Source organism: Synechococcus sp. R55.7 (assembly GCF_047461955.1).
Lineage (GTDB): Bacteria > Cyanobacteriota > Cyanobacteriia > Thermostichales > Thermostichaceae > Thermostichus.
The window spans coordinates 1-8,967 of sequence record NZ_JANSIC010000017.1 but is presented as its reverse complement, the minus strand read 5'-3'; the positions used below and the strand labels follow the sequence as shown (position 1 = coordinate 8,967).

The 8,967-nt window shown below is 53.9% G+C and carries 6 protein-coding genes; 5 read left to right on the top strand and 1 reads right to left on the bottom strand.

The window, feature by feature from the left end; translation table 11 throughout:
* The 5 genes from NW820_RS01875 to NW820_RS01855 all read left to right on the top strand — a co-directional run.
* On the top strand, positions 1 to 3,573 hold a 3,573-nt coding region (locus tag NW820_RS01875), incomplete at its 5' end, for an AAA family ATPase (protein WP_414406529.1).
* Entirely contained in the window at positions 3,563 to 4,756 is a 1,194-nt protein-coding gene (locus tag NW820_RS01870) for a DNA double-strand break repair nuclease NurA (RefSeq protein ID WP_414406528.1), read from the top strand. The genes NW820_RS01875 and NW820_RS01870, both read left to right, overlap by 11 nt.
* Complete coding sequence (locus NW820_RS01865) at positions 4,753 to 5,346, top strand: hypothetical protein (RefSeq protein WP_414341843.1); 594 nt, start codon at positions 4,753 to 4,755, stop codon at positions 5,344 to 5,346. The genes NW820_RS01870 and NW820_RS01865 overlap by 4 nt, the downstream gene beginning before the upstream one ends.
* Entirely contained in the window at positions 5,346 to 7,052 is a 1,707-nt protein-coding gene (locus NW820_RS01860) for an ATP-binding protein (RefSeq protein ID WP_414406527.1), read from the top strand. The genes NW820_RS01865 and NW820_RS01860 overlap by 1 nt, the downstream gene beginning before the upstream one ends.
* A gap of 124 nt (positions 7,053 to 7,176) precedes the next feature.
* Complete coding sequence (locus NW820_RS01855; protein WP_414329892.1) at positions 7,177 to 7,746, top strand: hypothetical protein; 570 nt, start codon at positions 7,177 to 7,179, stop codon at positions 7,744 to 7,746.
* A 13-nt stretch (positions 7,747 to 7,759) separates the two neighbouring features.
* Here the strand turns inward: NW820_RS01855 and NW820_RS01850 are convergent, their stop codons facing one another.
* On the bottom strand, positions 7,760 to 8,950 hold the full coding sequence (locus NW820_RS01850) for a M20 metallopeptidase family protein (protein WP_414406536.1): 1,191 nt from the start codon (positions 8,948 to 8,950) through the stop codon (positions 7,760 to 7,762).
* Positions 8,951 to 8,967: the final 17 nt, after the last annotated feature.

The following is an 8,967-nucleotide window of genomic DNA, read 5'->3' as shown; positions in this document are numbered from 1 at the left end:
CAAAACTTCAAATCTCATGAGGATGCCGTCTTCACGTTTGAGCCAGGTATTAACGCCATTTGCGGAGAAAACGGAGCGGGCAAGACCAGCATTTTAGAGGCCATTGCCTGGGTTTTGTTCGACTACTGTCCCTACAGCCAAGAAGAAATCATCCGCTCCGGTGCCAACGACGCAGTGGTGACTGTGCAATTTATCTCCCAATGGGATCAGCGCACCTACGATGTTCGCCGCAGCGTAACGCAGGGATATCGTCTCTTTGATCCCCAGCTGAAGCAGCGCCTAGAGTATGAGCGCAAGTCCGATGTGCTGCCGTGGCTGAGGCAACATTTGGGCGTACCTGCCGGTACCGACCTGGCGCGGCTCTTTGCCACAACGATTGGGGTGCCCCAAGGGACTTTCACAGCAGACTTTCTCAAAACCGGTCGAGATCGCAAAGAAGTTTTCGATCGCATCTTAAAGGTGGAAGAGTACCAGCAGGTAGCCAAAGACCTGTTGGCGGTCGAAAAATACAGCGAGGCGCAGATTCAGGCCATTAATCATCAAATTGAATTGCTCCGCCAACAGCTACAGGAGTGGGATCCGCTGCAAGCGGAGCGGCAGAAAATCCAACAAGAACTCAGTTACTGGCAAGAGCGCTTGAGTCAATCGATCCACACTCTGGATCAGGTTAAGCTTGAGATCGAGCGACTGGAGAAATGGCTTGAGCAAATCCAAACTTTAGATCACCAGATTGCCCAACTGGAGCAAAAGGGATCCCTGCTTCAGGTATCTCTTGAGCAGGCAGAAAAGTTATGGGCAGAGGCCAGGCAAGCTCAAGCGCAGCAACAGCAATACTGGGAGGGATCTCAGCATTTTTTGGCCACAGAAGCTCGCTTGCGGGAGCTGGAAAAACAGCAACAGCAACGCTTGGAGTGGCTGAAACAGCGGGATGCTTTGCTCTCGCAAAAGCAGCATATCGAAAACCAATTGGCAAGACTTCAAGAAAAGTTAAGCCAACAGCAGCGCTGGAAGCAGGAGCTAGAGGAGCTAACCCCGCAAATTCAGGCCCAAGAGGAGCTAGAGCGTCAGCAGACCTATTGGACTCAACAGCTCAACACGTTGCTACACCTGCACCGCGAATGGGAACAGATCCAGGCAGAATGGACAGCCCACGCCGAGCGCTGTCAACTGCTACAAAGCCGAGTGCAAGAAGCTGAACAGGCCCAGGCCATATGTCGGCAGCATCAATTGACCTACAACCGTTGTTTGCAGTTGGAAACCCTCATTGCAGAGCAGGAAGCGCTGCGGCGAACCCGACAAACTTTACTGGCTCAACGGGAAACTTTGCAACATCAACTGCATCGATTGGAGCTGCAGGGATCCGAATATCAGCAACAACTCCAGATCTTCCAAAAAATGGAGGCGGAAAAACTTGAGCTGCAACCCCTGTGTGAACGGCAGGCCTCCCTGGAGCAGCGCCACTCCCAACTTGGCGAGAAGTTGGCTTCCTTTCAGGCTCTGCGCCTTGAACTCAAACAACGGGAAACGGAGCAGGAACAAGGCCAAGTCCAATTGCAACAACTGCAGCTCCAACTGAGACAACGGCAGGCGGATTTGGAGCGGGTAGCCGCCATTCCTGCGCTCGAAACTCAACAGGAGCGATTGCAAACTCAGCTCAGCCGCATTGCCGCAGCTCGTCAATTTCAACAGGAGCTACAAGCCCTTTTTGAGCAGGGCTCGGATCAATTGGCTCAACACCATCACAGCATCCGGCAACTTCTGGACGAATTGGAAGCGCAGCGACACAACTATCCCCAACTTCAATCTCTGTGGCAGCGGATCCCAGAGGTACTCACTCGATCTTCAGCACTCAGCCAACAGTTGCTCCAGTCCATCCATCAGATTTTGCAGGATCTGGCTCCCCAAACTTCCGAGCCCCAACTTCGTCAGCAGTTGTCCAACATCCAAAAACAACTCAGGACTTTGCAACCCTTGCTCGGCCTAACCGCACAAATACCCGATTTACAAGCCCAAATTCAGCAACTGCTGCAGTTGCAAGCCGAACGACAAAGCAGAATTGATGATCTTCACTGGGATCTTGAGGCTGAGCCCACCTTCCTTCGGCAACAACAGGAAATTGGCCAGGCGCTGCAAGAACTGGGGGATCCCAGAGGGCAAATCCAGCGCTTGGAAAGAGATCTCAGCCGCAAGTCTAGGGTTGAGCAAGAATATCAACAAATAGCGGCCCATGTTCAGCAACTCCAACAGCAGATACAAGCCCTAGAAGAGCAGCTGCAACCGCTTTCAGATCTGGATGAAAGAATTGCAGCTTTGCGGGAAGAACAAGGCCGGCACCGCAACAACTACGAGACCTTTATCCGCATGCAGCCTCTTGCCCAAAGTTTGCCCCGACGGCAAGATGAACTCCAAGCGGCCCAGTTGGCCCTAGATCAAATCCAGAAAGCCAAGCAAGAAAAACAAGCCCAGATCGACCGCTGGGAACAAACAGAGGGATCCAAAGATAACCTGCAAGCCCAAATTGCAAAAGCCGCCGAAACCCTAAGGGCACTGGGGGATCCCAGAAGTCAAGCCGAACGGCTCAAAGCAGAGCTAAAACAGGAAAAGCAGTATTTACAAATGCAGGCCGACTGCCTGCAGCAGCTTCAGGATTTACAGGCCGCACTCAACCCTATCGAGGAGGCCCTATGCCAAACGGAGCATCTGGATCGAGAGCTGGGATCCCTGCAGGAAGAACGCGAACGATACCGTTTAGATCACGAGCGCTATCTGCAGGCAGAACCCATCGCCAAATTGCTTCCCCAACGGGAACAGGAACTGGCCGAGCTAAACGCCCAGCGGCAGCAACTGCAAACTCAGCTTTCCCAACTTCGCGCAGCACGGGATCCCTTAGCTGCTCTGTATCGACCGCAGGAGCATGAGCATCTTCGATCCCTTCTGCAGGCCACCGAAATTCAAAAAGCCGAAGCCCAGGCCCGACTGGAGAGCCTAGCTCCTCAACTGAGCAAAATTGAGGAAAAGTTGCGGCAATTGGAACAGACCAAGGCAAGCTTAAAGCAAGTCGAGGCAGAAAAAACTGAGAAAGAACGCCTACACCGCTTTATCAAGTTTAGCCGAGATACCTATAGAAAAGCCGGCCCTCAAATTACCCAATACTACCTGCAGCAGATCAACCATACTGCCGATCACCTCTTCCGAGAAATTCTCAACCGTCCCAACGTCACCCTGACCTGGGAAGCCGATTATGAGATCCGCGTTCAAGAAGCCGGCAGCCCCAAACGACGGTTTGCCAGCCTTTCCGGGGGAGAGCAAATGTCGGCGGCCTTGGCAGTGCGCTTGGCTTTACTCAAGGTGTTGGGACAACTAAATATTGCCTTTTTCGATGAGCCCACCACCAATATGGATACCCAACGGCGACAGCGGCTGGCAGAGGCTATTACCAACCTGCGATCTTTTGAGCAGCTGTTTGTTATCAGCCACGACGATACCTTTGAGCAAATGACAGAAAATGTTATTCGGGTGGAAAGGCACTCCGGATCCAAGTCGGTAGGGAGGGATCCCGCCCATGGTGTTTAGAGCCGACCGGATCCTGGCGGTCTTGCAGCAAAAGCGGGAAGCCTTTGCCACTTTTGATCAACGGCTATCGGAGCGCAGAGAATGCTATAGGCAGGCCATGGAAAACCTGTGCAAGTGGTCGAGCTTAGAGATTGCCGAAAAAATAGCTCCATTCCCTTTCCCAGGCGCTTTACCTACTGCGGAGTGGGATCGCTACTCCAATTGGAAGATCCCCTTTGAGCAGGAATGGGCCAATTACGAAGAAAGCCGCGATTGGGCGAAGTCGGTCATTGAAAATATTCCCACCTTTGCCGTAGATGGATCCCAGATTTATCCCAGCAAAGATCTGTCAATACCGGTGGCGCTGGTGCAAATTGGCTGGTATGAAAACCATCATTGTGCAACAGGCTTGTACGAAAAAGACATTCAAGTGGATGTATTGACTCCAAGGGACCTGGGATCCGACAGCAGCGGCGAACCGAAAGAGCGAATGGTTAACATGCGCCGCTTTCAAATGGAAATCGAGAGACTTGTAGAATACATTCAAAAATCTCAACCGGGATCCCGAAAATTGGCCTTTTTGGACGGGGCGCTGGTGGCTACTTTTGCCGAAGTCTTCGAGCCAGAAAGCCAAGACTTTTATGTGCAGTGTTTGCTCCAGCTTCTGCGGGCCAGCGAGCAAAGCCGGATCCCCATCGTGGCCTACATAGACACCACCTACACTTCCGATTTGGTGGCGTTGCTGAAGCATTGTTTTGACCTACCCGAAGCTCCACAGCTTCACGATGCGCAACTGCTCAGCCCCTGGTTGGATTGGGGGGATCGTACGCCTTTTTTCATCTGTGCCCGCGGCGGCAGCCTCAACCCCCAAGATGGGATCCTCAACTCCTACCAAGAAATGCGGGAGCGAGTGGGATTTGTTTACCTGCGCACCAATGACAACTTTCCGGCCCGCTTGGAAATACCCGTTTGGGTTTATGAGGCAGGACTGTTGGACTGGTTGGTGGATCTGGTTCGCTGTGAGGTGGTGATTGGGCGAGGTTATCCTTATGTGCTGGAGACAGCCGATCAAATAGCCGTTATCCGCAATGAGGATCGCAACCTTTTCTTACGCCTCATGCAAGATTGGGCCGCTCGCGAAAAGCTGAACCTAAGGCTATCCCGGAAAACAGTAAGTAAATTACAGCGGAGACGAGTTCGATGAGATTGGGAAAGGTAGTTCGCTCCAACAATCACTGTGATTATGTGGTGCAGGTGGACGATGCTTTAGAAGTCAAAAATCCGCCGACTCCTGATGACTATGGCTTCGGCAGCTTTGTCAAGCTAGAAAGCGACCGGCGACACTGGGCCGTAGGTCTGGTTTACAATACCCAACTCCTGAATCCGATGTTCCTCAATTCTGGGCCGCGCCTTTCCAGCCAGCCGGATCCCTATTTTTCCCCCGATTTGCAGAATGAGGTGCGCACGCTACTCTCGGTGGTCTTAATCGGGGCCTTGGATGAAGAGCGCCGCTGTGGCCGGCAAGGGATCCCACGCGTGGTGGTGCCTGTAAACACGCCGGTTTTTCGCATGAGCCGGGAAGAGATCCTGCGCTTTCACCAGGATCCCCAAGGTCAAACCCAATTTTCCTACTATGGTTTGCTGCTGAGTAGCGGCGGCAACTTTGCCAATCATTTGATCTACCAAGTCTTGAACGACATTACGCCGATGTTTGCCGATCCAGCTCAACGGCGAGCTCTGCAAATCTTAAGCAAAGAATTGGCCTGGAAAATGACTGTAGGAGCGATGCGCTAATGCCCCAAAAAATCACCGATAATGGCCACCATCCAGAAGCCACCCTCTCTCCAACTGAGGACTCTCCAGAGGTAATTGGCACCGTCAAAGGGCCTGGAGAAACCTCTAACCAATATGTTTTCATCACTTCCAATACCCAAGCGGTAAAGGTGGGCGATTTCGTCTACTACGAAGTCCAGGATCCCCAATCGCAAACGCTGCAAATCTTGGGTAAAATTAGCCAAGTTCAGCTCCTGGATCACATCCCCGATCGCATCTTTGCCGATACCGAAATCGATCCCAGCACCATTGTGGCTCTGGTGGGCTTCACCCATCCCAATCCGGAAATCTATGCGGTTACCGTCGAGGTCATCGGCTATTTCAATCAGAAGATGGGCTTTATTAACCCCCGCCGCGCTCCGGATCCCGGTGCCAAGGTTTTTCTGGCCTCCAATCGTCTGCTGAAATCAATTTTGAACAAACGAGATGAAACAGCCATTGGGGGTGCTCACTTGGGCAGCCTGTTGTTGCGCGATGAGGGAGCAGTGCCCGTAGTACTGGACGTCAAGGAAATGGTCAGCACCCATCTGGCCATTTTGGCGGGGACAGGATCCGGCAAATCTTATACAGCAGGGGTTTTGATTGAAGAGCTGCTTTTGCCCAAAAACCGAGCTGCCGTCCTCATTTTCGATCCCCACGGGGAATACCACACGCTGGCAGAAATGCAGTCCCACCCCAAGTTTTTTGGGGAAGATGGCTACCGACCCAAAGTCAAGGTTCTTTCACCGCAGGAAATTAAGATTCGTGTATCTTCTCTTAACTTCTTTGATATTCTGACCCTGCTGCCAGAGACCACTGACCGACAGAAATCTTTTCTGGAGAAAGCCTTTCGCAAAACAACTCAATTTAACCCGATCCGCTGGACGATTCAGGACTTAATCGATGCCGTAAATGAAGCCGATTCTGCAGAAGATGGATCCCAGGGATCCTCAGCCGCCGCCTTGGAGTGGAAATTAGAACAGATCGACCGTTCTCCCTATTTCGACAATTTGCAACACCTAGCTCCCAAAGACTTGTTTGAGCCGGGGCAGGTAACCATCCTGCAAATGCATGAGATCAGCCAAGAAGAACAGCAGGTGATCGCTGCTGCCATCTTGCGCCAGGCCAACTATGCTCGGATCAATACCCACAAAGGCAAGATCCAGCCGGGGGACGAAAATTACTTGCCTTATCCCGTCTTTATTTTGCTGGAAGAGGCCCATCGGTTTGCCCCTGCCCACGAGCCTTCCCGTTGCAAACAGGTGCTGCGCACCATCCTCAGCGAAGGACGCAAGTTTGGACTGGGAGTAGGGCTGATCACGCAACGCCCTGGCAAGTTGGACTCGGATATTCTGTCTCAATGCATGAGCCAATTTTTGATGCGAATTGTCAACCCTGCCGATCAGGAAAATTTGCGCCACAGTGTCGAGGCTGCCGGACGGGATCTGTTACAGGAATTGCCCGCCTTGAGCAAAGGTCAGGTGATCATCTCCGGGGTGTGCGTCAATACCCCTGTACTGTGCAAAGTGCGGCAGCGCTACACGCAGCATGGCGGCGAAACGTTGGATATTCTTGGCCTCTGGCAAAGGCATTCTCAAGAACACCACCAGCGGGATCGCTTGGCCCAGTCGGCCCCTCTCAAACCGCGTCCTCAACCTCAGGTGGTGGATGGACTCAGCATTGATTAGCAATGGCCCAAAACTCCAACTGTGGCCTGATCTCAATCGCTGAATCTGCCAAATCTACAATCCGAAACCACTGCTTGATTGCAATACAATTCATTTCACAGAAACAAGTTTTGGGGCGAGCAGGATGAGGAAACAAGCCCTTTTGCCAGGTTTGCTGGGCATTGCCGTTGCGGTTCTGCTGGGATCCGGGCCTGCCTATGCTCAGTTGCGGCTGATCCCCGAAGCGGCGCGGCGGGTGTACGAGGCATTGCCGGATCTGCCGCTGGAAAACGTCTACACCCCCATTAACCCCAATGACGGCGGCCCTACGCCTGAGGAAGATACCTTGGTGCGGCGGATGATGGTTTACCATCTGCAGGTGGCCGGTCGCTCCCCGACCGACCGCTTTGACTGGCAACTGACGCTGGCGGACTATTTTGATGCCAATGAGCCAATCATCGCCCAACGGTATCCCGGTGCCGACCGCCTCACGGTCAACCCCTACGCCCAAGACAAAGCCGTTGTACAATCCCTGAACCGGCAACAGCGACAGGCCCTGCTGGAAGCCCTTGTGCTGGCCTTCGGTGGGGATCCCAACCCAACGCCCCTCTACATTCCCACCGACGGGGATCCTGCCCCTACCCGTCCCACCCCAGAACCTATGAAGCCCTTGCTGCTTCCCGGCAGCGGATCCGCTGACTTGCTCAGGCCCTAGCCGAGGTTTCCCGCTAACTCAAGGCTTGCCCGGTGTAGTTCTCAATGCAGCGCAGGAACAGCTCTACCCCAATGCCAAGGGCAGCCTCATCGAAGTCGAAGCGGGGGTGGTGGTGAGGGTAGTTCAGGCCCCTTTCGGGGTTGGCGGATCCCAAAAAAAAGTAGCAGCCGGGCACCTCGTTGAGAAAAAAGGAGACGTCCTCGCCGCCCATGGTCATTTCTGGGATGATCCTCGCCTCTGGGCCAAACACCTCGCGGGCAGACTGTTCCACCAGAGCTGCCATAGCAGGATCGTTTTGAACCGCTGGATAGCCCCGCTCGAATCGAAACTCATAGGTGGCTCCGTAGGCTTGGCAAATGCCGGCAAGGATTTCTTCCATGCGCTTTGGGATCAAATCGGCCACTTCAGGGTGAAAACTGCGCACAGTACCCCAAATTTCTGCGCTTGGGGCGATAACGTTGAAGGCATCGCCGGCCCGGAAACGGCCCACCGTCACCACCGCCGGCTGCAGCGGATCCACACTGCGGGAGACAATGGTCTGCAAAGCATTGACAATGTGGGATCCCACCACAATGGCATCCACTGTTTGTTGGGGAAGGGCAGCATGTCCGCCTCGCCCGATCACCTGAATCTGAAAGCGGTCGGCAAAGGCCATCGAGGGGCCACTTTTCACGCCAATAGTGCCCAGAGGGCGATTATTCCACAGGTGTAGGCCGAGGATGGCTTCCACATCCGGGTTTTTCAGAACCCCCGCCTCCAGCATGGGCTTGGCTCCGCCGGGGCCTTCTTCGGCAGGTTGAAAAATGACCTTGACGGTACCCCTGAGGTGGTGGCGGTGCTGTTGCAGCAGCTTGGCGGTGCCTAGAGCAATGGCGGTGTGGCCGTCGTGGCCGCAGGCGTGCATGACGTTGGGGATGGCGGAGCGGTACTCGACTTCATTGGCCTCATGAATGGGCAGGGCATCCATATCGGCCCGCAGCGCCAAAACCGGCCCCGGCTGCTCTCCCTCAATGGTGGCCACGATGCCGGTGTGGGCAATGCCGGTCTGGTGAGGGATCCCCCAACTTTTCAGGCGCTGGCTGATGTAGGCGGCGGTTTGCTTCTCCTGGAAGCCCAGCTCAGGATACTTGTGGATGTGGCGGCGCCAGGTCACCAACTCGGGTTGTAAAGCTCGAACAGCAGGGCGAAGCGCAGGGACAGACATGACCTGAAAAACAAAAA